Raw genomic sequence first — 26,116 nt, 5'->3', positions numbered from 1 at the left:
GCATGTCCCATGCCGGCGGGAGTCATGCTAGTGCTCCGGGGCAAGCACCAGGACCCCGAGGGGCGGCAGTGTGAGAGAGAGGCTGGCCGGCTGACCATGAAGCGGAGTCTCTTCAGCCAGGAGTTGGCCACCGTTACCGACGTTGCTACCGCCGTACACCGCGGCATCGCTGTTGAACACTTCCGTCCAGGCTCCCTCCCGGGACACGCCGACCCGGTAGTCGCTATGGGTAAGGGGTGTCATATTGGCAACAACAAGTACCGGATTACCCAGCTGATCGAGGCGCAGCCAGGCAAATACGCTGTTTTTCCGGTCGTCGCCGATCACCCACTGGAATCCCTCCGGCGCCGCGTCAGCCTGATGTAACTCACGGGTCTGCCGGTAGAGGTGGTTGAGATCCCTCACAAGGTCCTGCACGCCTTTGTGCATCGGATAGCTGAGCAACGCCCAGTCCAGCTCGTGATCATGGCTCCACTCCCGCCACTGACCGAACTCACAGCCCATAAACAGCAGCTTTTTCCCCGGGTGCGTCCACATAAAGGACAGATAGGCCCTCAGATTGGCGAACTTCTGCCATTCATCCCCCGGCATTTTGCCGATCAGGGAGCCTTTTCCGTGGACCACTTCATCATGGGATATGGGAAGAACGAATTTTTCCGAAAAGGCATATATCAGGCCAAAGGTCAGCTTGTCGTGGCTCCAGGAGCGATAAAGCGGATCCTGGGATATATACTCCAGGGTGTCGTGCATCCAGCCCATGTTCCATTTGTAGGCAAAACCCAGGCCGCCACCCGCGGTGGACTCAGTGACGCCGGGCCAGGCAGTAGACTCCTCTGCGATAACCTGGGCGCCGGGCACGTCTTCTCTCACGACATCGTTGAGATGGCGAAGAAAGTCGACGGCTTCCAGGTTCTCCCGCCCGCCGTATTCATTGGGAATCCATTCCCCTTCCTTGCGCGAATAATCCCGGTGCAGCATGGAGGCAACGGCATCCACCCTCAGGGCATCCACATGGTAGTCACGGAGCCACTGCAGTGCGGAGGACAGCATGAAGCCATGAACCTCACGCCGACCGAGGTTGTAGATGTAGGTGTCCCAGTCCTGGTGAAAACCTTCGAATGGGTGCTCGTATTCATACAGAGCGGTACCATCAAAGCGGCCCAGGCCGTGAGGATCCGTGGGAAAGTGTGCAGGCACCCAGTCCAGGATGACCCCCAGACCGGCGCGATGGCAGGAGTCGACAAAAGCTGCAAAGTCACGGGTATTGCCAAAACGCCCGCTTGGAGCAAACTGGCTGAGGGGCTGGTAACCCCAGGAACCGCCGAAAGGGTGCTCCATGATTGGCAGCAGCTCAATATGGGTGAAGCCAAGATCGACCGCATAGGGAATCAGGTGCTCAGCCAGCGAATCCCAGTCGTATATTTCGCCCTGGTCACCGCCGTGTTTGCGCCAGGAGGCGACGTGAACCTCATACGCAGAGACGGGGCTGACAGCGGCCTGGGCTTCACCCCGCCGGGCCATCCAGTCTCCGTCATCCCACTCGAATGGGGAAGTATCAGCGACGACTGAGGCTGTGCTGGGCGGTGGCTGGGTGGCAAGCGCTACAGGATCGGCCTTGAGCACTGCCTCACCATGAACATTGAGGACCTCGTACTGATACGCCTCCCCGGGGCCAAGCCGTGGCAGGAACAGCTCCCAGACGCCGGTCGGCTGGCGCTTGCGCATGGGGTGGCGACGTCCGTCCCAGCTGTTGAAATCCCCCACTACGGATACCCGCCGGGCATTGGGAGCCCAGACTGCAAAGCGCACACCCTGTATGCCATCAACCTCGGTGGGCTGGGCGCCCAGGCAATGCCCGATTCTGCGATGTGTACCTTCGCCAACGAGATAAAGGTCCAGATCCCCCAGAAGAAGGCCAAATGAATAGGGATCCTCTGTCTCCTGTATCACACCATCGGGCCAGCGGATCCGCAGCCGGTAGGGAGCGGCATGGGGCACCAGGGCAGCGAACAGACCCGGTATCTGGATCGCCGTCAGGCTGCATCGCAGCGTACCGTCCGGGCTGTCCAGCACATCGACGCCCAGAGCGCCAGGTACATAGACCCGCAGAACCATTCCCTCTGCAGTTTCATGAATGCCAAGCACGGAAAACGGATTGCCATGACGGGCGTCCGCCAGCGCCTCCGCATCCGTTCGGGGAAGCCAGACACTCTGACTGATGGCGGTTTTTCCAGTGGCTTCAGACATTCCCTTCTCCCTTGTTCATCTGATCAGCGATGGCAGCCAGTCCGCGTAACGGTACTCTGAGCCAGGTAGGCCTGTTGGCAGCCTCGTAAGCAATTTCATAAGCGGTTTTTTCCAGCAGGAACAACTGCAGGGCAGCCTCCTCTCCCCCCGGATCCTGCCACTGGTGGGCAATACCTGCGGCGCTCTGGCGATAGTTCTGCAGAAATACCTGACTGCCGGTGCGCCGGTATTCGCCGGCTACTTCCAGACTCCGGGGGCTCGCGCTCGGGCTGGCCTCCGGTGACGCCGCCTTCTCGCCTATGACCGCGCCTGCGTAATCGAAAGATCGCAACATGCCTGCCACGTCCTTCCAGGGGCAGTCCTTCGCCCGTCTCTCGCTCAGGGGACGGGCCGGTTCTCCTTCAAAGTCGATGATATACGCATCATCCTGGGCAACCAGGACCTGGCCCAGATGCAGGTCACCATGGATTCGTGTCAGAAGGCTGCCCCTGGCAGAGTATGCCAGGTTTTCAGCAAGGCTGATCAGACTGTCACGCTGTTCAAGGATCTGGCTGGCCAGTCGCTGGTCGTCTTCTGACGCGTTCCGGGCGTGTCTGTGTAAAAGATCAAGTGCCTCCTGCACTCGCAGCCCAACCCGCCCGGCCCAGAGGCTGACCTGTTCCTCACCCGCCAGCTCAGGGCGGAATGCAGGATTTTCACTGGGCCTGGCCAGCACCTGGTGCAACTCTCCGAGACGCTGCCCCAGTTTCACGGCAAAAGCTTCCAGCTCATTAAATGGGCTGAAGCCCTTTTCCAGCGTGCCCGCGTCTTCAAGGGTCGCTTCGTGAATTGCCCGCTCCAGCCTGGTCCGGGTCCACGACCAGGCATCTCCCTGATTCTCGATATAGCCCTGGGCCAGAATCAGGGTGTGGGGCTCCTCCCCTTCTCCGTGGCGCGCTACATCGCCGTAAAAGGGCGGCACATGTGTGTAGTCATTGGCAGTAAGGTAATGGGCAATCTCGGCTTCGGGATGAATACCTGCCTCAAGGCGGCGCAACACTTTAATCACCACCTGGCGACCAATGACGATGGAACTGTTGGACTGTTCCACACCCTGTGACACAACCTCAACATCGGCGGGGAGTGCGAGATCCTGCAGCAGCGAAGTGGGCGAAAACCGTAGCTCACCACTGCCACAGGGAACCCGGGCGCCCTGGCGCAAATGCCTGAGCAGGCACAGGCCAAAATCTTCCACCGCCACTGCATCTGTGAGCAGACCGACCTTTCGCCCCCGGCGTATCCGGGCCATGGCCAGCTGCTGGGCAAGAACCTGGGGTCTGCCCCCCTCGCTGACGAAAGCGAGGGGTAACTGATAGCGATCTGATCCGCCGGTGTGACGGACCTGAATCTCACCCATCAGGAATTCGTTCCCCGGATCACCAATCGGATCCGCATACTGGATATCCACCGATTCAATCCGGGCCTGCTTCGCTCCGAACCAGCGGCGCTTCGGTAGATACTTCGGCAGAACTTCCCTCTCCAGTTCCCTGCGGGGCCCGGGCTCCAGCACTTCCTGCAGACGCCGCCGCGTGATGAGCGTGACGTAATCAGGCATGGGTTCCGGTGCCCGCATGTGCCAGGAAGGCATTTCCGACTCGCTGGCCATCAGAAACCAGAAAAATCCGTAGGGAGAGAGCGTCAGGTTGTAATGGGTTCCCTCCACTGGAGGAAATGCACTCCCCCCGGTCATTTCCACTGGAACTTTGCCCTGGAACTCGGAGAGGTCCAGCTCCACCGCCTGGGCTGTCCGGGCTACGTTGGCAACGCAGAGCAGAAATTCCGTTTCACCGCTCGCTGCGGTCAGCTCACGCATATAGGCCAGGATATTGCGGTTGGCGGGATACAGCATGCGCATGCTGCCCCGGCTGAAGGCCCGGTGCTGTCCGCGCACGGTCAACATCCGACGCATGCTGTTTAACAGGGAATGGGGATCGCCCATCTGGGCTTCTACATTGACTGACTGGAAGCCGTACAACGGATCCATGATGGGGGGCAGCACCAGACGCGCGGGATCAGCACGGGAAAAGCCCCCGTTTCGATCCATTGACCACTGCATGGGTGTGCGCACGCCGTCCCTGTCGCCCAGGTAGATGTTGTCGCCCATGCCGATTTCATCCCCGTAATAGAGAATGGGGGTGCCGGGCATGGATAAAAGCAGGCTGTTGAGAAGCTCCACCCGGCGGCGATCCCTTTCCAGCAGAGGTGCCAGGCGACGACGTATGCCCAGGTTGATCCTGGCGCGGCGATCCGCGGCGTAATGGTTCCAGAGGTAGTCCCGCTCCTCGTCGGTGACCATTTCCAGGGTCAGTTCATCATGATTGCGCAGAAAGATCGCCCACTGACAATTTTCCGGAATCTCTGGCGTCTGCCGGAGAATATCCGTAATCGGGAAGCGATCCTCCTGCGCCAGGGCCATGTACATCCGTGGCATGAGGGGAAAGTGAAATGCCATGTGGCATTCATCCCCGTCACCAAAATAGGGCCGGGTGTCCTCAGGCCACTGGTTGGCCTCGGCCAGCAGCATCCGGTCAGGATAACGCTCATCAATCACCGCACGGATGCGCTTCAGGACATCGTGGGTTTCAGGCAGGTTCTCATTGTTGGTGCCCTCCCGCTCTACCAGATAGGGGATGGCATCCAGCCGAAGCCCGTCCACTCCCATGTCCAGCCAGTATTCCATGACCTTGAGAAGTTCATCCAGCACCTGGGGATTGTCAAAATTGAGATCGGGCTGATGGGAATAGAAGCGGTGCCAGAAATAGGCATTGGCAACCGGATCCCAGGACCAGTTGGAGGTTTCCGTGTCAGTGAAGATGATCCGGGTGCCGGGGTATTTGGCATCCGTGTCTGACCATACATAAAACTCCCGCTCCGGCGATCCGGGAGGGGCCTGCCGGGCCCGCTGAAACCAGGGATGCTGGTCCGATGTATGGTTGATCACAAGCTCGGTGATAACTCTCAGACCGCGCCGGTGAGCTTCAGTGATAAACTCCTGTACGTGTTCCACCGTCCCATAGTCCTGGCTCACATTGCAGTATTCCGCAATATCGTAACCATCGTCACGGCGGGGGGACGGATAGAATGGCAACAGCCATATGGCATTGACGCCCAGGCTCACGATGTAGTCCAGCTTCTCGATCAACCCCCGGAAATCACCGATGCCATCATTGTTGGCGTCAAAAAATGACTTCACATGCACCTGGTAGATGACGGCATCCTTGTACCAGAGGGGATCATCAAGAAACGCCTCTGTTTGCGGATTCTCCTGCTCGTTTCTGGCATCCATCGTGGTGTTTGCCTCCTTGTTTCACTCAGAATTCGGGCTGTTCGTGCGGACAGTCATGATTCAGGGCAGGCTTACCCTCCAGATGCCAAAGGGAAGTCCCGAAGGGTCAAGATGGGTCCACTGCCATTTCCCGTGCCAGGTCCAGCTATGGCCGCTCATCAGATCTTCCGCATCCAGGGTGGCGTCCTCCGCGAGCCCGAACTCCCAGAGCGGCAACTCGAAACTGCCCTCCTGGGCGTCAAAGGGGTCAAGGCTGATCACCACGAAAATCACATTGCTGTTATCCGGCGTGCGTTTGCAGAAGTACAGCAGCCGGTCGTTGTTGATGAGATGAAAGCTGATCCCCAGATGAGTCTGAAACGCCGGATTCTCCCGGCGGATGCGGTTGAGCTGGGCAATCTCGTAAATAATGTTGCCCGGGGCGCTGTAGTCCCTTGGACGTATCTCGTATTTTTCCGAATGGAGGTACTCTTCCTTGCCAGGCACGGGGTCGCCTTCGCATAGCTCATAACCGGAATACATGCCCCAGGACCCTGCCCCGAGGGCGGCCAGGGCGGCCCTGATCAGAAATGCCGCGCGGCTGGAGGACTGAAGAAAATACGGATTGATATCCGGGGTATTAACAAAGAAATTGGGGCGGTAGCCGTAGCGCCAGGGTGAGCACGACAGGGTTGTCAGGTATTCCGTCAGCTCGGCTTTTGTATTGCGCCAGGTGAAGTAAGTATAGCTCTGGCTAAATCCCAGCTTGCCCAGGTGCAGCATGACTGCGGGCCGCGTAAAGGCTTCTGACAGGAAGATAATTCCCGGATCCCGGCTACGTATGTCATCGATCAGCCACTCCCAGAAGGGAAAGGGCTTGGTATGGGGATTATCGACCCGGAAAATGCGCACGCCCTGGTCGATCCAGCCCTGGACCACATCCCGCAATGCCAGCCAGAGGTCCGGTATGGCATCTTTGGCATAGAAATTTACGTTGACGATGTCCTGATATTTCTTGGGTGGATTCTCGGCATAGCGAATCGACCCATCGGGACGCCATGAAAACCAGCCGGGGTGATCCTTTAGCCAGGGGTGATCCGGGGAACACTGGATGGCAAAGTCCAGGGCAATCTCCAGACCATGGGCGGCGGCAGCTCGTTCCAGCTCCCGAAAGTCCTCAAACGTGCCCAGCTCCGGATGAATGGCGTCATGGCCCCCTTCGTCGCTGCCAATAGCGTAGGAACTGCCGACATCGCCCGGGCCTGCCTCCAGCGTGTTGTTCCTGCCCTTGCGATGGGTTCGGCCGATGGGGTGGATCGGCGGAAAATAGAGCACATCGAAGCCCATGTCCCGGATCATGGGCAACCGTTTCTGGACATCCCTGAAGGTGCCATGACGGTTTGGGTCATCGGTTTCGGAACGGGGAAACAGCTCATACCAGCTTGCAAACCTGGCTTCGACCCGGTCGACATAAAAAGGATATTTAATGGCACTGCGAACCAGGTGGCGACGGGGATCCGCTTTTTCCATGAGCCGGTGGGTATCCGGGTCCAGCATTAGTGCCACTTTGTCACTATTGGTACTGCCAGCCTCCAGCTGCTCGTGCAGGGTCTTCAGCGCTTTGCGGACTTGCCCTCTGGTGCGCTCCAGCGCTTCGGTAATCAGAAGACGGCCTTCCTCAAGTTCCAGGCCAACCGGAACGCCAGCGTGGTGCTTCTTGTAGAGCTCATCACGCCAGGTACCGAATACATCCCACCATGCTTCGATCATGAATTGATGCCGCCCCAGCTCCTCCGGCGTTATTTCCGCCTCCCACAGGTCGTTGCCAGGCGGAGTAACGGGGGCCATGGGCTGGGTCTGCCAGTCTCCGCCTTCTTTGCGCCAGCGAACCACAGCGGACAACAGATCATGGCCGTCAGAAAAAATGACGGCAGTGACGGAAAAGGTGTCGCCGACGATGGCTTTCGCTGCGAACCGTCCGTGATCAAGACGGGGTTCAACCGACTCAATGGCAATACGGGGAGCCTTCGTTGCAGCCAGTGCCCCTTCCCGGTCGTTGCCTGCTGCGCGGCCCTTCGGCGTCCTGCCCGCTTCTCTGTTCATCGGCCTGTCTCCTTTGCCTCCCTGGCAGCATACCGTTGCCGCCCGGCTCTCCGGGGCCTCGGTTCAGGCCCGGAGAAGGGGAAACTTCTCAGTATTTAACGTGAACGCACTGACGATTTTATTTCGTGCTTTTTTTCGCGGCGGTGGCAGCCGGCTTTTTGGCAGCTGCCGTCCGGGCTTTGGCGGCCGGCTCCGCTGCGCTCCGGGTTCTGCGCCTGGCCTTTGGCTTTTCGTCGGGCATCGGGCCCGGTGTTTCCTGCGGGGGGAGTTCATCTGCCCGGGGGATATTGGCAGGTGACTCGTCCGCACTGAGCATTTGCCGTGCAAGCTCCCAGTGACGCTTGTCCTGCCCGCTCGGTCGACCTTCCGATTCCCAGAGGTGGTACGCCGTTTCCTGAATTCGAACGTCCTCGCCTGTCATGTTCGCCTCCTGTTGCCTTGACAGTTTCTATTCTCAAGATGCCCTGAATCCGGTCAGATTTCCTGCTTTTAAAAAGCATCTCCGATCAGGCTCAGACAGCGGCGCATATAACCAGTATCCATTAGACGGGTTTTCGAATCAATGTCTCAGGGGGCGAGCGTTATCAAGCTCGCGCAGACGCTGGCGGACCTCTTCAACTTTCAGCATTTCCTGCGAATCCGGCGACCATCGGCGACGCCAGTTGGGATGCTCGGTAATGGTGCCCGGGAGATTCGCCTGTTCTTCAAGCCCCAGCAGGTCTTCTACCGGCAGGATAGCCAGAGGGGACGGAGTACAGCCAAGGTGGCGCGCGCAGCCGGCGAGAATGCGTGAGACGGGCATATCCGAGGCCTCGATTTCCTCAGTATCCGGATGCTCCACCAGGCCCAGCGTCCTTGCCAGCCTGACGCGGTCTTTGGCCCGGGTTTTCCGTTCAGTTTCGACCGTCTCGGTTTCAGGCAGCAGGCCAAACTTTCCCCGCCATTCGATATCACGACCAGCCCACCAGCCGGCCAGGGTAGGCAGGTCATGGGTGGAAGTCGTAGCCATTGCCTCCGGCGACCACTGATCAGCCGGCAGGAAGTCCTGCACTGCATTGCGCTCGAACCAGAGCACATTCATGCCCAGTATGCCGCGATCCGAAAGCTTCTCCCGGAAGCCGGGCGCCACCGTGCCCAGGTCCTCTCCCACAACGACTGCTTCATGCCGCACAGACTCCAGTGCTGTGAGTCTGAGAAGGTCCTCCAGTGGAAAACGTACATACCCGCCCTGGTCTGGCAGTTTTCCCTCAGGCACCAGCCACAGACGCAGAAAACCCAGAATATGATCGATCCGAAGGCCTCCGGCCTGGGCGAAGTTTGCCTGTAGCATGTCGATAAAACTCCGGAAACCTGAACGCACCAGACCATGGGGCGAGAAGGAGCAGAGCCCCCAGTCCTGACCATGCACGTTGAAGGAGTCGGGCGGCGCGCCAATGGAGACACCGGTGAGCATTTCCCCCTGCCGGCTCCAGGCCTGACTGCCGGAACCATCTGCACCCACTGCAAGGTCCGCCACCAGGCCGACTGCCATGCCGGCACCCAGGGCAGCGTCCTGCGCCCGCTGCAGGCCATCCGCAACAAGCCATTGCAGGAACGCATGGAAGCTCACCTCATCGGCGTGGTCCTGGGCAAACTTTTCCACGGCAGCGCTGCCAGGGTCGCGGAATTCCTCTGGCCAGTTTCGCCAGCTACCGGGTCCCTGCCAATTTGACAGCGCCTCGAATCTGCAATGATCCTCCAGAGTATCTCCACCCTGCTCCCGAAATTTCATGAACTGCTCGAACAGGGAGCTGTCGTTCCTGTTCCAGCTTCTGCCCTCAGCAAAGTCCTCATACAGGGCCCGCAGCCATGTGAGCTTCGCCCGCCCCACTGCGGACCAGTCAATCAACTCCAGCGATTCCAGATCTTCCAGACGCTGCTCCAGGCCGCAACGGGTGACGGCGGCCCGAACTCTCGATTCGCCGAAAACCCCCTCGGGGGCACAGTAAAGAGCATTGCGCAAAAGCCGACTCGAGGGAGAGTAGGGGCTGTAGTGGCCGGGATCTGAACTGAACATGGCGTGGGTCGGACTCACTGTCACCGACGATGCCCCCTGCTCCGCAGCATTGCGGCAGAGATGTTCCAGCGCCAGGCTGTCCCCCATTCCACCGTCACCTGGCCGGCGCAGCGAATAAAGCTGCGCGGCCAGACCCCATAGTCGCGCTGAGTGATCAGGCGGATTATCGGCATGGCCTTTTACAGCGGCTTCTGCGACAGAAAAGCATCTCGCAGGGGCAACGGCCAGAGTCAGCTGGGTATCCCCGAGTTTCAGCTGGTGATATCCCGCCTCCCCTGGATCCGGAATCCGGCCCCTTTCATCGGCCTCGCCTTCATGGCGCTGGCCACTCTCCAGCTCAATCACATACCTGGTAGCCGGAGCCAGAGGACAGGGCAATCTGATGGCAGATCCCTGGTCGGCAGTAATCAACGAAGGGAGCTGGGACGGGTCTGCGGGATGTTGAAGCCGCTCAAGCTCTTCCAGACTGCTGTGGATTTCCTGGTCGCTGCTGGCCGGAAACCCAAGAAGTGGCAGCAAAAGCTTCTGGGTATCAGGCTCCAGGTACTGGCTTTGGCCCTCGCTGTCTGTCCACTCAAGGACCAGGCCCGCAGCCAGGGCCAGTTTTCTCAAAAGACTCTCATTCATGGGCGCTCCTGATCCTGGTCGGACGTAGCGCCACACAGGCACCCTGCGTCCGGGCGTCGGGTTTCGGAAAAATGCGGCCACATGTGCCAGTTCCGGGGCAAAGACAGATAAAGCGGTAATTACAGGGAAATGATTTCAGAGTCGCAACCGAACTGGCAACAACTGTCCTGGTGAAGACCTTGCGAGCAAAGACCTGCGGCCTCCTGCTGAACCCTGCCCTGCAGGGCCTCGTCGTGGCAAGACCAACAGTTGGTTGTTGAGCGCTCAGGTTCAGTCGCTCAATAGAAGATGCTATAGAAACAACAGGCAGCCGGCAATAAACCATCCATATCGACTGGCAGGAAGCCTCACTGCGACAGGCTTAAGAGCCTTCGCTCAAGACGTCAGGAAAAGCACCAGGAATCCAGGGAGCCGAGCGGGGCATTGCAGTCCATGAGAGCGCAGACTGTGGTCATCCCGTCCTTGCCTTCTGCCGATGCAGGGCAGCGCCGAGGGAGGCAAAGTAATCAGAGAAGGCCCGACTGATCGCCTGACGATGCTCACCGGTCGGGTACAGACCCTCCACCGCTTCACGTGAATGCCGGGTGCCCCGTACGAGGAAATGACTGTCTGGCAGGGCATCCTCCACGAAGGCCTCGAAAGCACGGGCACAGAGCTCCTCCGGCCGGGCGTAATAGAGCGTGCCAAGCCCCCTGTCAGCGCGGGTGGAGTTCCGGAACAGTTCGCTGGGTGCCGTCCCATCCTCGCTGAGCAGGATGATCTTCAGGCACTCCGCCAGCCTGGCATTCAGGGAATGGGATTTCATGGCTTTGCCATCCAGCCAGGCGCTTGAGGCAAACTGGAAAGGGGCTGTCTGCATGAAAGCCCGGGCCCCCATGTAATGGTCGAAGGCGTGAAACCATTCGTGGGCCAGGCTCCCGGCACCCGCATTTTTCGCCAGAGCCAGTTGCCGAGTGGCGGGCATATAGTGAGCCGCAACTCCGGGCCGACCGCCAATTCCAAATTGCAGCCCCAGGGTCTGGCGCAGGGAAATCAGCGCCTCCGTGCCCCGCAGCACCGCCATCAGATCGTTCAAAGCTTTGGAGAAACGGATCGCGGCTCTGTCCCGTTCGGGCTCCGAGACCCAGCGCCCGATCTCAATGCTGCGAAATTCGAACTGTCTGCGCACAGCAACAAAACTCACAGCCTGGCTCATCATCCCCCTCCCCGGTTCAGCGATCGGACCACATTGGTCACCACGCCAAAAATTTCCAGCACACTCTGACCTTCCACGATGATGGGCTGAAACGCCGGGTTTCGGGGCAGCAGCCGGATCGGCGGTGGGGTTGCATGAAGCTGCCTGCCGGTCATCTCACTGTCGAGGCTGGCCACGACAATGTCGCCGTGGCGGGCTTTCAGGGCGCGGTCCACGATCAGTACATCGCCCGAGAAAGTGTCCGCCGCAATGGACTCGAGAAAGAGCGGCGCCTGGAGGTGTTTGGAAAAAGTGTTGTAATCACCCAGCAGGCTGCAGGACATACCGGTCACCAATATACTGTATATTTGAACAGTATATTGGTGGAGTATGATCAGGGAATCAAGTGGAAAGGATAATTTCAGCAGGGCGACAGCGCGCTGGCCCTGACTATGGCTTGGGGGAAGTGGCAGTATTGGACCGGGGACAGTGCTGGCAGGGGCGATTGGACAGGAGTCGTCAGATTTCGGGAGCTCTGACCTACTCGGCTTTTGCGCAGCCTCAGTTGCCGCTGGAAAATCCCGTGGCGTAATTTAATAGTGGTGTTTCCCCAACCTATCAGGACATTCATCGTTTAATCGAAAACGTGAAAAGCATCCAGAGCGACGATCACTAAAATTCCGACACCCGCCAGCGCGAAGGGCCAGACAAACAAGTGAGCCAAAAATCTATCGAACTGATTAACATGTTCCCGCAACAATTCAGCATCGGCAAAGAGCCCGCCAAGAGGGCCACCGCGAACGCGGTGTAGCAAAGACTTTGGCAGTACCAATGCCTCTGCAATGTTGAATATCCGCCAGCCACTGACGAATTCCAATCCCAGGGCCTCTTTAGTTTCCGGGTTTCTTTCCAGTTTTCTGACAGTAACCTTTGCAAAGATCAAAAAAAGTATCCAGGCCATAACAGCCATTCCGATCGCAAGGGCAATCAGGCTCGCTCTTAACTCCATAGCGAATTCAACTTTTTCATCAGCTCATCATAAATGGTGCCAGCGTCTTCCTTGACCAAATTGTTAACAGAAATCGATGCACCAGCCGCCGCTCCCGCAATCCCCACACCAGTTGCAATAAGACCCACCCAGCCAATGGGTGTCGCAGCCACAACTAAACCCATTGCCAGAAGGCCAGCTTTGGCTGTGATCGTGCCAGCTATAGTCGAGAGGGCAAAGCTGCTTGTTTCAATAAACATTTCTCTCTCCCAGTTTCCACCGCCAACATAGCTGGTATGGATTCGCCCTGCTCTGCTGCCAAAATCAATCACAGCCAGCCCATTTCCCAGGTGCGTTGCGTAGCGGGAGAATCTGACGAGGCTGTGTGCCTCAATCTGAGACATAACCTGAAGCTTTGAGGCAGAGCGGCTGCTTTTGGCGATATTCAGCCCTCTCTGCGCATCATTAAGCGGAACACCGCGGCGGGCCCGAATTCGGCTGGTGACGGCCGAAAGTTCATTTCGAAAGCCCGCCTGCATTCGCTCAGAGGCGGATCGGACAGCACGCTCCGCCTCTCGCCGCATTGACGACGGTGCCTTTGCCTGGACCAGACTCCGGTAATGGAGCAGCGCCTTCTGATATTTTTGCACAGCCTCCCCGAAAGCTCCCATTCGGCCCGCATAGACGGCCGTAGCTGCCCCGGTACCGGAAAGAGAATACTCACCAAGCTTCTCACGGATCTCCGCCAGGGCGAGAAGCTGCTCCGAGTCCAATGACATCGAAAGTTCCGCCAGCCTTCGCATGTTCGCTGGAGGGGTCGAGTCCAGGATGGCACGGATCTGACTGCCCGGGGTCGTAATTTCGCCAAGCGGAAGCACTCGCCCTGGTAAAAACATTCCATGAGACGGCGCAACGCTCGGGTCAAAATCTGAAAGGCATTCGGCGGGCAGGCTTGCGATGTGTTGGGGTCGCGTGCTGAGCAGAAAGTCAGTCATGGTGTCCTCCTCCGTGAGGTTTGATAGAAGTCGAGCCCGTCCTGGGCCGGAGCGCGCGCATTAAAGCGCTTTTATATGTTCCACGCAACCTTGCTCGTGGCCAGCTATCAGTTCAATCAGCTCCTCCGCATTTGCTTGACTCGTCGATCAACAGGGTGTCCGAGTTACAGGCTGTGCGATACCGTGTTCGCTGACGAAAACCGCAGAATTCTCGCTAAATCGGGACAAAAATTTCGCCGTAACGGGGCAATATGATTTGGAAAAATCTGCCCTACCACTGTCCCAGCAGGCAGGTCAAAAATGCGGATTCGGGAACTGATAAATCAGGTAAGCGCTGCTCTTGGAGCCCCCTGGGCTGGGCCAGGCATCAACCTTGACCCCTTTTTCCCCCGCACGGTTCATCTTCTGCAAGGCCTACCAACCAGGTTCGCCCAGTCTTTCGCCAATACCCTACGGCCAAAGGCTCTCCTTTCCTGATAAACTGTCGACCTTATCAGGGTCAGGGTTTGCATTATCGGCACCCAATTGCCGGCAGGCATGGCTGTTCCGTGGTACTGCGCGGCCTTTTTGCAGAATTTTTTTTATGAAGAACTGGTCTATTTGAGCAATATATGAACAGCTTTGAGATTCCGAAAACTGACGACATATCGACTGAAGGCAGTGGTGTGCCTGGCCTCGAACCCTCCCGCCGCTTCTGCGTCGCGCCAATGATGGACTGGACCACCACCCATTACCGGCACATGGCCCGATGCCTCAGCCGCCACGCCCTTCTGTACACGGAGATGGTGACAACCGGCGCCCTGATTCACGGCGACACCCAGCGTTTTCTGCGTCACCAGCCGCAGGAATACCCTCTTGCCCTGCAACTGGGCGGCAGTGACCCGAAGGAGCTGGCGCACTGCGCCGCCCTCGCGGAGTCCGCCGGCTACAGTGAGGTGAACCTTAACGTGGGCTGCCCCAGCGACAGGGTCCAGAACAACATGATTGGCGCCTGTCTCATGGGACACCCGGATCTCGTGGCCGAGGGCGTAAAAGCCATGATCGAAGCCACGGATCTGCCGGTTACTGTCAAGCACCGGATCGGGATCAATGGCCGGGACTCCTGGGATGAGCTTTGCGAGTTCGTAGAGAAGGTGTCCGAAGCCGGCTGCCGGACCTTTGTCGTGCACGCCCGAATTGCCGTTCTAGAAGGCCTGAGCCCGAAAGAGAACCGGGATGTTCCGCCCCTGAAATATGACTGGGTTTACCAGCTCAAGGCCCGCTACCCTCACCTTGAGATCATTATCAACGGCGGCATCAAGACCTTCGAGGAGTGCCACGAGCATCTGCGCCACACGGATGGCGTGATGCTGGGCCGTGAGGCCTATCACAACCCATGGCTGCTTGCCGGCGTGGACGCCGAATTCTTTGGTCAGGCCGGGCCCGCAGTCAGCCGTCATGACGCCTTGCGTGCCATGTATCCCTTCATCGAATCCGAACTGGCCAGAGGAGTCTATCTGGGCCACATGTCGCGCCACCTTCTGGGGCTGTTTCACAGCTGCAAGGGCGGGCGGCAGTTCCGGCGGCACATCAGTGAGAATGCCCACCGCCCCGGCGCAGGACTTGAAGTGATTGAGGACGCCATGACCCTTGTGCCGGAATTGTCCGGAGAATCGCTTTTCGCCTGAGACCTGGCGACCTGTCTGACTGTTAATGGTGCAAGCCGGGTTTGGGGCACCTTCGCCTTGTTCCTGTCAAATCCCGCGGTTATTGTAGGGGAACCCACCCGTGCTGAGGCCCGCCGGGCCCGCACCTACAATAATATCGATCAGGATGACGACTCAGAATGACAACGAAACTGGACCAGCTGAAAGCCATGACGACAGTGGTTGCCGACACAGGTGACCTCGAGGCGATTGCCAGATGGCGTCCGGAAGACGCCACGACCAACCCCTCCCTGCTGCTCAAGGCAGCGGCTTCTGACGCCTACCGGCCCATGCTGGATGCAGCTATAGCTGCATCCCTGAGTTACGGCGGGTCCGAAAGTGAGCAGCTTGGCTATGCCACGGATCTGCTGGCGGTGATGGCGGGCGAGAAGATACTCAAGCTGATTCCAGGGGTTGTTTCCACCGAAGTGGATGCCCGGCTTTCTTTTGATACCGGCGCAACGCTCAGCCGGGCCAGGCGCCTGATTGATCTGTACGACCAACGTGGCGTTGATCCCTCCCGCGTGCTCATTAAGATTGCTTCCACCTGGGAGGGAATCCGCGCTGCAGAGCAACTTGAAAAAGAAGGCATACGCTGCAATCTGACGCTGCTGTTTTCATTTGTTCAGGCCGCCGCCAGCGCGGATGCCGGCGCGTTCCTGATATCGCCTTTTGTGGGGCGGATTCTTGACTGGCACATAGCCCACAGTGACAGGGACAGCTTTGAGCCCCATGAAGATCCAGGTGTACTGTCTGTCAGCCGTATCTACAACTATTTCAAGGCCAATGGTTACGGCACGGTGATCATGGGTGCCAGCTTCCGGAATACCGGGGAAATTGAACAACTGGCCGGCTGCGACCGGCTTACAATCAGCCCGGCGCTTCTTGAGTCACTCCAGGAAGACACAGGGCACCTGCCCCGCCGCCTCTCCCCGGAGAAGGCATGCAGCGATGATCCTGTCCGACCCATGACAGAAAACCGCTTCCGGTGGGACTCCAACGAGGACGCCATGGCCACTGAAAAACTGGCCGAGGGCATAAGAAAGTTTGCCAGTGACCAGGTGGAACTTGAAAATCAGTTACGCAGGCTCTCCGCAGCAGCCTGAGACACAGCCAACCGGTACTTTTATGATTGATATTCTCAAACAGCTGTTCTCCGGGAGCGGGCCCGACCGCGAGGCACGACAGCAGCCGAGCCGTCATCAGTTAGCCGTTACCGCAACGGCATTGATGGTTCAGCTGTCCCGGGTTGACAGCGAAGAAGATGAACGGGAACTGCAGGCCATTGTCGACTGCGCCGTGGAAGCGCACGAAATCACGGAGGAAGAGGCCCGCGCGATTCTGGACGACGCCCGGGCCCATGCTGATGATGCGGTTTCGATCTATGAATTTACCGACAGGCTCAACGAACAGCTGGACCAGGAGGGCAAACAGCGGATCCTGGAGAGCATCTGGCGGGTGGCCTTTGCCGATGGCCGCATAGACAAGTACGAGGAACACCTCATCCGCCGCATGGCTGACCTGCTGCACCTGAACCACCGGGAATACATGCAGTGCCGTCACAAAGCCGAGAAGAGCATGCAATCCTGAAGGAGTATGCAATATGCTAGCGATTCTTCATCCGAACATTTCCCGGGACAGTCAGGCCTACCGGGAGACCATGCATTTTCTGGAGAATCTGCCAGGGGTTACCCTGCGGCTGCACGAAGTCCAGGGGGCCACCCAGAAGCTCACCGAGGTCTATCTGCTGGGGGAGACCAAATCCCTGGACAAGGATGAGATTGCTGCCCTTCCGGCGGTGGAGCGGGCAATCCGGATCTCGCAAGAGTACCGGATACTGGGCCGCCACCTTGACGACCTGCGCCAGAATGGTTTTACCTACAATGGCGTGACGTTTGACCAGAGCAACCTCAACATATTCGCTGGCCTGTGCGCTGTGGACAACCAGGAGCATGTCGACATGATGATGCGCTCCCTCAGCGAACACGGGCAGGAATGCACCCGCATGGGAGCCTACAAGCCCCGGACCAACCCCTATTCGTTCCAGGGCCACGGCAAGGGCTGCCTGCCCTGGGTATTTGAAACCGCAGGCAAGTACGGCATCAGGGTGATTGCCATGGAGATCACCCACGAAAGCCACATCGAGGAAATCGACAACTGCCTGGAAAAACTTGGCCGGCCCACCGGCGTCATGCTGCAGGTAGGCACCAGAAACACCCAGAACTTTGAACTTCTCAAGGCGATTGGCCGCCAGCAGACCTACCCTGTTCTGTTCAAGCGTGGTTTCGGCATTACGCTGAACGAATCCCTGAATGCTGCTGAATACCTTGCTACGGAAGGCAACGCCAAGGTCATTTTCTGCCTGCGGGGCATGAAAACCGAGGCAGGACAACCTCACCGCAACATGGTGGACTTTGCCCATGTTCCCACCGTCAAGAGGCTGACGCGGATGCCGGTATGTGTGGATCCCTCCCACTCGGTAGGCACCCGGGACCGTGCGCCCGATGGCCTTCTGGAAGTGACGCATGCCACCGCGCAGGGCGTAATCGCAGGCGCCAACATGGTTCTGGCCGACTTCCATCCGAGGCCGGAAAAAGCCCTGGTTGATGGCCCACAGGCCCTGCAGATGGACGAGCTCCCGGCCTTTCTGGCCGATATTCAGCTGTGTCATGAAACCTGGAAAAAACGGCAGCAACTCTACAGACGGCTGGAAGGAGCCGAGTGAGCATGATCGTTTATGGACACAGAGGCGCCAAGGGAGAAGCACCGGAGAACACGCTGGCGGGATTCCGTCACGCCTACCGCCACGGCATAAGGCGCTTTGAGCTGGACCTTGTCCTGTCGAAAGATGGCATTCCGGTCATCATCCACGATCTGACCCTGGAGCGCACCACAGGCAAACCGGGCAAGGTGGCGGAGCACACCGTGGGTGAGCTCTCCGGGATGGATGCCCGCACGAACACGGTCGCCTGGCCCCACCAGACCGGCATACCTTCACTGACTTCCCTGCTGGAAGCCTGCCCGGACATCGAGCACCTGCAACTCGAGGTCAAGGCCGACAAACGTCAGCGCCTGAATATACTCTGTAATCGATTGACCGAGATGATCCAGCGCAAGAACCTGAAGGACCGCGTGGTCATCACCTCTTCGGATGCCTTTTTTCTTCAGGAAACAAAACGGCGGGACCGCACCATCAAAATCGGGCTGGTAGCTGAGCGTCGATTTCCGAATCCGGTCAAGCAGGCTGTGAGGTTAAACTGTGATTTCCTGTGCCTGAACTGGCGCCTCTGCTCCAGCGCCCTGGTGGAGGCCGCCCATCACAGGGATCTTCATGTTTCCACCTGGACGGTTAACCGGATTCACGACATGGTTCAGCTGGAAAGAATGGGAGTTGACAGCATCATCACGGATTATCCAACAAGTACCTGGATCTACTTCGAAAACCGCCACGCCGTGCCCCCTCTCCGGTTGCCAGAACAGGCCGGGCAGGATGACCAGAAAAACGGAATGGCAGCCAGAAGCAGTTAACGCCACCCCGGGTCGCCGGGATGGCCCAGCCCTCAGAATATCCGGTTCAGGCCGTTCAATGCAGCCACGCGATAGGCTTCAGCCATGGTGGGGTAGTTGAACGTGGTGTTGATGAAGTAATTCAGCGAATTAGCCTCACCTTCCTGATTCATGATGGCCTGACCGATGTGAACGATTTCCGCCGCCTGGTCCCCGAAGCAGTGGATACCCAGAATCTGCCGGCTTTCCCGGTGAAACAGGATCTTCAGCATGCCTACGGCCTCACCAGTAATCTGCGCCCGCGCCAGGTCCTTGAAAAAGGCCTGCCCGATTTCGTAGGGCACGTGGGCTTCCGTCAGTTCCCTCTCCGTTTTTCCTACAGAGCTGATTTCCGGAATAGTGTAGATACCGGTTGGGACGTCTGATACGTAGCGAAAAAATTCATCATTAACTATGTCCGAGGATGCAGAACGACCCTGGTCATAAGCCGCGCTTGCAAGGCTGGGCCAGCCAATGACATCGCCGGCCGCATAGATGTGGGGAATCTGGGTCCGGTAATGCTTATCTACTGCCAACTGGCCACGGCTGTTGGGCTCAAGACCAACATTCTCAAGGTCCAGGCGGTCAGTGTTTCCCGCGCGACCGTTACACCACAGAAAAGCATCCGCCCGGATCTTTTTGCCGGACTTGAGCGAGAGCACCACGCCCTGCTCGTCTCCGTCGACCGAGTCGTATTCCTCGTTGTGCCGCACCAGAACGCCATTGTTCCGCAGGTGATAGCTCAGCGCATCGGATATCTCGTCATCCAGGAAGGTCAGGAGACGGGGACCCGGGTTAATCAGATCAACCTTGACCCCCAGCCCGGCAAAAATGGATGCGTATTCGCTGCCGATAACGCCCGCACCGTAGATAATCAGCGTCCGCGGGGTATGGGACAGGTTCAGAATCGAGTCACTGTTGTAAATACGCCGGTGCCGGAAATTTACATCAGGCGGCAGGTAGGGCCTGGAGCCGGTGGCAATAACCACGTTTTTTGCATGGAGAATCTCTTCTCCCCAGTTACTGCGAACCATGATCCGGTTGGCGTCAAGGAACGATGCCTCCCCCGTCATCAGATCAACCCGGTTCCGGGCATAAAACTGCGTTCTGAGCTTTACCTGTTTGCCAATGACTTTCTGCGCGTGCTGAAGAACCCGTGGGAAGGAAAACCAGCGTGGCTCTCCGATGTCCCGAAACATCGAGCTGGTATTGAACGTGATGATCTGCTTGACCGAGTGGCGGAGAGCCTTTGACGGGATGGTACCCCAGTGAGTGCAGTTTCCGCCGACCGTCTGTTTATCTTCAATGATTGCGACCCGCTTTCCGCTTTTCGTCGCGCTCATGGCTGCCCCTTCACCAGAAGGACCAGCACCGATAACGACGACGTCGTAATGATGTTCTGCCATGTGCGCAGTGACTCCTTATCTACGTCGTTTCAGATTGAATGCGTCAGCGCAGCAGCCGGGGGAACCGGTGCAGCAGGCAGGACGCAAAACCGGCCTTCTCGGCCGGTCTGCTGGATTACTGTTTTCTCTCCATGGCATCGTATGCCATGTCAGTACTGCCTTTTCCGGCAACACGATCATTTTCTTCTTCGCATTTTTTACTGTTGCCGCCACAGATGTCACAGGCCTGCCCCATGCCGAGAGCCCCGATTCCACCGCAGGTGCCGCTGATCGGCTTGCGACCCAGGATAACCCCAATGGACATGGCAAAAAGCAGAATACCAACAATTACCAGAACCAGCAGAAAGGTACCCATAGTCACTCCTCAGTCAAAATCGCCGTCAATCAACAATATTGGTCAATCAACAATATAGGAAGAAAATGCCGGCGTGTGCCGGCTCTCGAAGCCGAGTTCGCCACGCACAATAAAATACGCTGCCATATTCTCCCTGGTTGCCAGCGCCATGGCCTTTTCGTAGCCCATGACGTTGAAAGCTGTTGCCAGGCCGTCTGCCATCATGCAGTTTTCTGCAATAACCGAAACCGATGCCAGGTTATGTGAAATTGGCTTGCCAGACAATGGGTCAATGGTATGGGAAAACCGCTGCCCACGGGATTCGTAATAGTTCCGATAGTCTCCCGAAGTCGCCATCCCCATGTCTGCCAGAACCACTATGCGGTTAACCTGGCGCTGCTCGGCTACTGGCTCTTCAATGGCCAGCCGCCAGGGCTGGTTGCCAGGCTTCCGGCCGGTGGCCCAGACCTCACCGCCTATTTCTACAAGAAATGCATTCACCCCCTCTTTCTGGAGGTATTCGGCTACCGCGTCTACGCCGTAACCCTTGGCAATGGCCGACAGATCCACGTACTGACGGGATTCCGCACGCACCGCCGGAGGGTCGTCCCTTAGCTCCAGTGTCTCATATCCCACATTCTCCAGCACGGCAGCCAGCGCGTTATCACCCGGAACCTGTTCAGGGCGAGCCTCGGGACCGAAGCCCCAGAGGTTCACAACGGGCCCCACGGTGACATCAAAAGCGCCGCCGGAGAGTTCTGATATCTCTCGGGCAGCAGAGAGAACTTCGTAAAGCGGCCGGGAAATCTCAAACCACTGACTCTGGTCTTCTGTCCGGTTGAAGCGGGACAGTTCTGAGTCCTCTCTCCAGGTCGACATGGCCATGTCCACGTCTTTCAGAACCCCGCCTATACCGGCCGCCAGTTCGTCAAGCCGTGCGCGATCTTCCGCAAGCACCAGGTTGATGTTGTACCGGGTACCGAACACCGGCCCGCTGATCTCCCAGACTTTTTCTTCCGGCTCAAATGAATAGCCCGCCAGGACCGCGATGGCAAATGCCACCACGGCCAGGGCGGGCCGGATCCTGCTGGTGATCATGAGTAAGGATTAGCCCCCGAAATCATCCAGCATAATGTTTTCATCCTCGACACCCATGTCCTTCAGCATCTTGATTACAGATGCGTTCATGATGGGAGGGCCGCACATATAGAACTCGCAGTCCTCAGGGGCCGGATGGTCTTTCAGGTAGCGGTCATACAGCACGTTGTGAATGAAACCAGTCGGCCCTTCCCAGTTATCGTTGGGCTGGGGATCAGACAGGGCCACGTGCCATTCAAAATTGTCGTTCTCTTCAGCCAGACCATCGAAGTCTTCCACGTAGAACATCTCCCGGACACTTCGGGCACCGTACCAGAAGCTGATCTTGCGCTTCGACTTCAGCCGCTTCAGCTGGTCAAAGATGTGGGACCGCATGGGAGCCATGCCGGCACCACCACCAATAAAGACCATTTCTGCTTCGGTCTTCTTGGCGAAGAATTCGCCGAAGGGACCAAAAACGGTAATTTTGTCACCGGGCTTCAGATTGAACACGTAGCTCGACATCAGGCCGGGAGGATGGTCAGTTCCCGGAGGCGGTGTGGCAATTCGGATATTGAACTTCAGAACACCTTTTTCTTCCGGATAATTAGCCATGGAATAGGCACGAATCACCTCTTCCTTGTTGATCGCCTTGTAACGCCAGATATCGTGCTTGTCCCAGTCTTCATGGAACTCTTCTTCGATATCGAAATCCTTGAAATCGATTTCGTAGGGAGGACATTCAAGCTGGACATAGCCACCGGCCCGGAAATCCACCTCTTCGCCTTCTGGCAACTTCAGGATCAGTTCCTTGATGAAGGTGGCGACATTGTGGTTGGACTCAACGGTGCACTCCCACTTCTTCACGCCGAAGAATTCCTCCGGCACCTCTACCTTCATGTCCTGCTTCACCGGCACCTGACAGGACAGGCGCCAGCCTTCCTTTTCTTCCCGGTTGGTGAAATGGGTCTTTTCGGTGGGTATCATGGCACCGCCACCTTCCAGCACCCGGCATTTGCACTGGGCGCAGGTTCCGCCACCGCCACATGCAGACGACAGGAAAATGCCATTACTGGCCAGTGTCCCCAGCAGTTTGCCGCCAGCCTCAGTGGTCAGCGTATGCTCCGGGTCGTCATTGATTTCGATGGTCACGTCACCGGTGCTGACCAGCCTCGAGCGTGCCGCAAGGATAATCGCCACAAGCGCCAGCACGATAACGGTGAACATGACCACGCCAAGAATGATTTCAATATTCATGGTCTCGCCTTTTCGTTAAACCAGGTCAAAAGTTCGGTTACAGGGAAATGCCGGAGAAGGACATGAACCCGAGTGACATCAGCCCAACGGTGATGAAGGTGATCCCAAGGCCACGAAGGCCCTCTGGAACGTCACTGTATTTGAGTTTTTCCCGAATGCCGGCAAGTGCGAGAATCGCCAGCGCCCAGCCAAGACCGGCACCAAAGCCGTACACCACGCTCTCGCCAAATGTATAGTCACGCTCAACCATAAACAGAGAGGCACCCAGAATGGCGCAGTTCACCGTAATCAGCGGCAGGAACACACCCAGAGCGGCATAGAGAGCTGGCACATACTTGTCCAGCACCATTTCCATTATCTGGACCATGGCTGCAATAACCCCGATGTAGGTCAGCAGGCCGAGGAAGCTCAGATCAACGTTGGGCAGGCCCGCCCATGCAAGGGCGCCGTCCCGTAGCAGCTCATTGTAGATCAGGTTGTTGACCGGCACGGTGAGGGTCAGAACCACAATAACCGCAATTCCGAGACCGAAAGCAGCTTCAACCTTCTTGGAAATCGCCAGAAAGGTACACATGCCCAGGAAAAATGCCAGTGCCATGTTCTCGACGAAAACGGCCTTGATGATCAGGTTAATGTAGTGCTCCATCAGAAGGCCTCCTTCACTTTATGGCGGGACATCTTGAAGTCCGGCGCTTCGACCTGCTCAGGTTTCCAGGCGCGCAGGCCCCATATCAGCAGACCAATGATGAAGAATGCACTCGGCGGCAACAGCAGCATGCCATTGGGGTTGTACCAGCCACCATCATTGACCAGCGGCATGAGAGTGAAGCCCATCAGGGATCCGGACCCAAGGAGTTCCCGGAAGAATGCGACGATCAGAAGCAGTACCGAGTAACCAAGACCATTACCGACGCCATCAAGGAAGCTGAGCCATGGGCCGTTGTTCATGGCAAAGCCTTCGGCGCGCCCCATGACAATGCAGTTTGTGATGATAAGACCGACGAATACCGACAGCTGCTTGCTTATTTCATAGGCATAGGCCTTCAGTAGCTGATCAACGACGATAACCAGAGAGGCAATGATGGTCATCTGGACAATGATCCGGATACTGTTCGGGATCTGTGTCCGGACGAGTGACACCGCCAGGTTGGAAAAGCCGGTAACAGCGATTACCGATGCGCACATGACGAGGGTGACGCTCATGCTGGTGGTTACCGCCAGCGCTGAACAGATGCCCAGAATCTGCAGGGCAATCGGATTGTTGTTAAACACAGGTTCAAAGAGAACCTGCTTGGCTGAAGTATCTGCCATGTTCAGACCTCCCCTTGACGAAGTTTTTTCAGGTAAGTCGCGAAGCCTTGCTCACCCATCCAGTAGTTCACCAGGTTTTCAACACCCCGGCTCGTCAGTGTCGCGCCGGAAAGGGCATCGACCTTGTGCTCCCGGTTCGGCGTGTCGGCGCTTACACCACCCTTGACCACCTGAATCCGGGGCTCGGTCGGGTCTTCATCATAGAGCTTCTTGCCCTCCCACTGAGACTTCCAGCGGGGATTATCCACCTCACCCCCCAGACCCGGAGTCTCGGCATGATCGTAAAAGCCGATACCCTCGATGGTATTCATGTCACCTTCCAGTGACATGAAGCCGTAAAGTGTGGACCAGAGACCATAGCCATGAATAGGCAGAACGACCCGTTTGATCTCCCCTTCTTCCTCGATAACGTAGACCTTTGCGATATCCGGCCTGCGCTTGATGCCCGCCGGGTCGTCCTGCGCCGACAGTGCGATAGAGATTTCGGGATTGGCAGCAGCCCGGTACTGGTCGTACTTCATGATGTCCGAGACACCAACCATTTCCGGATCAACGTACTCGCCGGTATTCAGGTTCACAAGGCGGACCTCAAACTGCTGAAAGCGCTCTTCAATCATTTCAGCGCTCATACCAGGTTCACGCATGCCGGCAGCAGCCAGGATATTGCTTTTGATATCCAGGGTCTGGTTGGTGATCTGGGCCGGGCGCAGCATGACAGCCGCCGTCGACACCACTACTGAAAACACCACACAAAGCGCCAGGGCAACGCCAAGCGTTCTGGCGACTGTTTCTTTTTTCTTAGCCACGGGCAAGCCTCCGTTTGATGTTCGCCTGGACCACGTAATGGTCCATCAGAGGAGCGAATAGGTTAGCGAACAGGATGGCCAGCATCACGCCTTCCGGGAAGGCAGGATTGACTACCCGGATCAGCACGGTCATCACGCCAATCAGGATGCCGAAACACCACTTGCCTGTGTTGGTCATGGCGGCGGACACAGGGTCGGTGGCCATGAACATCATGGCAAAGGCAAAACCGCCAATGACCAGGTGCCAGTGAGGCGGAACGCTGAACATGGGGTTGGTTTCAGAGCCGACTGCATTGAACATCCAGGCCGTGGCAATCATCCCGATCAGGGTTCCGCCAACAATGCGGTAAGAGGCGATTTTCATCACCAGAATGATCAGACCACCTATCAGAATCGCCAGGGTGGAGGTTTCTCCGATAGAGCCCTGGATTGTACCCATGAAGGCGGACATCCAGCCGATCTGTGCCTCCAGTGCCTCAACACCACCGGACGCCGCCCAGCTCAGGGAAGTCGCGCCGCTGAAGCCATCTACTGCAGTCCAGACGGTATCGCCGGAGATCTGTGCCGGGTAGGCAAAGTAAAGGAACGCGCGTCCTGTGAGTGCGGGGTTGAGGAAGTTTTTTCCGGTACCGCCAAAGACTTCCTTTCCAATTACCACACCAAAGGTGATGCCCAGAGCTGCCTGCCAGAGCGGAAGATCCGGCGGACAGATCAGTGCGAAGAGCACCGAGGTTACGAAGAACCCTTCGTTCACCTCGTGACGGCGGACAGTCGCAAAAAGGACCTCCCAGAACCCCCCAACAACGAAGGTCACAAAGTAAATGGGCACAAAATAGGCAAGCCCGTGCACGAAGTTGTCCCAGATACTGCCCGGGTCATTTCCCGCCAGTAAAGAGATGAATGCCGTGCGCAGGCCCCCGTCCCCCATCAGGGCCTCAGGGGTTGCAGCCAGATAGCTGTTGGCCTGAAAACCGATGTTCCACATTCCGAAGAACATGGCAGGAAAGGTCACCGCCCACACCGTGATCATGATTCGCTTCAGGTCTATTCCGTCGCGGACATGGCTGGTGGTGGAAGTGACTTTTCCCGGAGTATAGAAAATAGTGTCCACGGCCTCATACAGCGCGTACCACCGCTCGTATTTGCCGCCTTTTTCGAAATGATGCTCGATTCCATCGAGAAACTGTCGAATAGCCATCT

General features: G+C 57.6%; 22 protein-coding genes. 5 read left to right on the top strand and 17 right to left on the bottom strand.

Translation table 11 applies throughout. The features are described from left to right. Positions 1 to 27: 27 nt before the first annotated feature. The 9 genes from glgB to LG327_RS11155 all read right to left on the bottom strand — a co-directional run bounded on the left by glgB (position 28) and on the right by LG327_RS11155 (position 13,494). Complete coding sequence (gene glgB, locus LG327_RS11195; RefSeq protein WP_404361893.1) at positions 28 to 2,247, bottom strand: 1,4-alpha-glucan branching protein GlgB; 2,220 nt, start codon at positions 2,245 to 2,247, stop codon at positions 28 to 30. Continuing rightward, complete coding sequence (gene treS, locus LG327_RS11190; protein WP_404361892.1) at positions 2,240 to 5,572, bottom strand: maltose alpha-D-glucosyltransferase; 3,333 nt, start codon at positions 5,570 to 5,572, stop codon at positions 2,240 to 2,242. Before treS ends, glgB begins: the two co-directional genes overlap by 8 nt. Before the next feature lie 60 nt (positions 5,573 to 5,632). After that, positions 5,633 to 7,654, bottom strand: a complete 2,022-nt coding sequence (locus LG327_RS11185) for an alpha-1,4-glucan--maltose-1-phosphate maltosyltransferase (RefSeq protein ID WP_404361891.1) — start codon at positions 7,652 to 7,654, stop codon at positions 5,633 to 5,635. Between the two features lie 118 nt (positions 7,655 to 7,772). Further along, a complete protein-coding gene (locus LG327_RS11180) occupies positions 7,773 to 8,075 on the bottom strand; it encodes a DUF2934 domain-containing protein (protein ID WP_404361890.1) in 303 nt (100 codons plus the stop codon). 138 nt (positions 8,076 to 8,213) lie between these two features. Further along, positions 8,214 to 10,337, bottom strand: a complete 2,124-nt coding sequence (gene malQ / locus LG327_RS11175; RefSeq protein WP_404361889.1) for a 4-alpha-glucanotransferase — start codon at positions 10,335 to 10,337, stop codon at positions 8,214 to 8,216. 451 nt (positions 10,338 to 10,788) lie between these two features. Beyond that, complete coding sequence (locus LG327_RS11170; RefSeq protein ID WP_404361888.1) at positions 10,789 to 11,535, bottom strand: CLCA_X family protein; 747 nt, start codon at positions 11,533 to 11,535, stop codon at positions 10,789 to 10,791. Then, positions 11,532 to 11,855 carry a LexA family protein gene (locus LG327_RS11165; RefSeq protein WP_404361887.1) on the bottom strand — a complete coding sequence of 108 codons (324 nt, stop codon included), beginning with the start codon at positions 11,853 to 11,855 and terminating at the stop codon, positions 11,532 to 11,534. Before LG327_RS11165 ends, LG327_RS11170 begins: the two co-directional genes overlap by 4 nt. A 290-nt stretch (positions 11,856 to 12,145) precedes the next feature. Beyond that, positions 12,146 to 12,472, bottom strand: a complete 327-nt coding sequence (locus tag LG327_RS11160) for a hypothetical protein (protein ID WP_404361886.1) — start codon at positions 12,470 to 12,472, stop codon at positions 12,146 to 12,148. Positions 12,473 to 12,510: 38 nt separating this feature from the next. After that, the gene (locus tag LG327_RS11155; RefSeq protein WP_404361885.1) at positions 12,511 to 13,494 is read right to left on the bottom strand and encodes a hypothetical protein; all 984 of its coding nucleotides are present in this window, start codon (positions 13,492 to 13,494) and stop codon (positions 12,511 to 12,513) included. A 707-nt stretch (positions 13,495 to 14,201) separates the two neighbouring features. On the opposite strand from LG327_RS11155, the gene dusA reads away from it, so the two are divergent. The 5 genes from dusA to LG327_RS11130 all read left to right on the top strand — a co-directional run bounded on the left by dusA (position 14,202) and on the right by LG327_RS11130 (position 18,707). Next, positions 14,202 to 15,161, top strand: coding sequence for a tRNA dihydrouridine(20/20a) synthase DusA (dusA, locus tag LG327_RS11150; protein WP_404369363.1), 960 nt, complete (start codon positions 14,202 to 14,204; stop codon positions 15,159 to 15,161). 158 nt (positions 15,162 to 15,319) lie between these two features. Continuing rightward, the gene (tal, locus tag LG327_RS11145; RefSeq protein ID WP_404361884.1) at positions 15,320 to 16,285 is read left to right on the top strand and encodes a transaldolase; all 966 of its coding nucleotides are present in this window, start codon (positions 15,320 to 15,322) and stop codon (positions 16,283 to 16,285) included. Positions 16,286 to 16,307: 22 nt separating this feature from the next. Beyond that, the gene (locus tag LG327_RS11140) at positions 16,308 to 16,769 is read left to right on the top strand and encodes a TerB family tellurite resistance protein (RefSeq protein WP_404361883.1); all 462 of its coding nucleotides are present in this window, start codon (positions 16,308 to 16,310) and stop codon (positions 16,767 to 16,769) included. A gap of 13 nt (positions 16,770 to 16,782) precedes the next feature. Next, the gene (locus LG327_RS11135) at positions 16,783 to 17,904 is read left to right on the top strand and encodes a 3-deoxy-7-phosphoheptulonate synthase (RefSeq protein ID WP_404361882.1); all 1,122 of its coding nucleotides are present in this window, start codon (positions 16,783 to 16,785) and stop codon (positions 17,902 to 17,904) included. A gap of 2 nt (positions 17,905 to 17,906) precedes the next feature. Further along, positions 17,907 to 18,707: a glycerophosphodiester phosphodiesterase gene (locus LG327_RS11130; protein ID WP_404369360.1), complete on the top strand. Its 801-nt coding sequence runs from the start codon at positions 17,907 to 17,909 to the stop codon at positions 18,705 to 18,707. Positions 18,708 to 18,739: 32 nt separating this feature from the next. Here the strand turns inward: LG327_RS11130 and sthA are convergent, their stop codons facing one another. From sthA to LG327_RS11090, 8 genes are all read right to left on the bottom strand, one after another. Further along, on the bottom strand, positions 18,740 to 20,131 hold the full coding sequence (gene sthA / locus LG327_RS11125; RefSeq protein ID WP_404361881.1) for a Si-specific NAD(P)(+) transhydrogenase: 1,392 nt from the start codon (positions 20,129 to 20,131) through the stop codon (positions 18,740 to 18,742). 115 nt (positions 20,132 to 20,246) lie between these two features. Continuing rightward, positions 20,247 to 20,486, bottom strand: coding sequence for a (Na+)-NQR maturation NqrM (gene nqrM, locus LG327_RS11120; RefSeq protein WP_404361880.1), 240 nt, complete (start codon positions 20,484 to 20,486; stop codon positions 20,247 to 20,249). 42 nt (positions 20,487 to 20,528) lie between these two features. Beyond that, positions 20,529 to 21,563: an FAD:protein FMN transferase gene (locus LG327_RS11115; RefSeq protein ID WP_404361879.1), complete on the bottom strand. Its 1,035-nt coding sequence runs from the start codon at positions 21,561 to 21,563 to the stop codon at positions 20,529 to 20,531. Positions 21,564 to 21,572: 9 nt separating this feature from the next. Next, positions 21,573 to 22,799: an NADH:ubiquinone reductase (Na(+)-transporting) subunit F gene (nqrF, locus tag LG327_RS11110; RefSeq protein ID WP_404361878.1), complete on the bottom strand. Its 1,227-nt coding sequence runs from the start codon at positions 22,797 to 22,799 to the stop codon at positions 21,573 to 21,575. Positions 22,800 to 22,836: 37 nt separating this feature from the next. Next, a complete protein-coding gene (gene nqrE, locus LG327_RS11105; protein ID WP_404361877.1) occupies positions 22,837 to 23,445 on the bottom strand; it encodes an NADH:ubiquinone reductase (Na(+)-transporting) subunit E in 609 nt (202 codons plus the stop codon). Continuing rightward, positions 23,445 to 24,110: an NADH:ubiquinone reductase (Na(+)-transporting) subunit D gene (locus LG327_RS11100; RefSeq protein WP_404361876.1), complete on the bottom strand. Its 666-nt coding sequence runs from the start codon at positions 24,108 to 24,110 to the stop codon at positions 23,445 to 23,447. The genes nqrE and LG327_RS11100 overlap by 1 nt, the downstream gene beginning before the upstream one ends. 2 nt (positions 24,111 to 24,112) lie before the next feature. Next, the gene (locus tag LG327_RS11095; protein WP_404361875.1) at positions 24,113 to 24,916 is read right to left on the bottom strand and encodes a Na(+)-translocating NADH-quinone reductase subunit C; all 804 of its coding nucleotides are present in this window, start codon (positions 24,914 to 24,916) and stop codon (positions 24,113 to 24,115) included. After that, complete coding sequence (locus tag LG327_RS11090; protein WP_404361874.1) at positions 24,909 to 26,114, bottom strand: NADH:ubiquinone reductase (Na(+)-transporting) subunit B; 1,206 nt, start codon at positions 26,112 to 26,114, stop codon at positions 24,909 to 24,911. Before LG327_RS11090 ends, LG327_RS11095 begins: the two co-directional genes overlap by 8 nt. Positions 26,115 to 26,116: the final 2 nt, after the last annotated feature.

Origin of the sequence: Marinobacter sp. (genome assembly GCF_044799475.1) — a bacterium.
In the GTDB taxonomy this organism is placed as follows: Bacteria; Pseudomonadota; Gammaproteobacteria; order Pseudomonadales; family Oleiphilaceae; genus Marinobacter.
The sequence above is the reverse complement of the archived record's forward strand: the minus strand, read 5'-3'. Positions and strand labels throughout refer to the sequence as shown.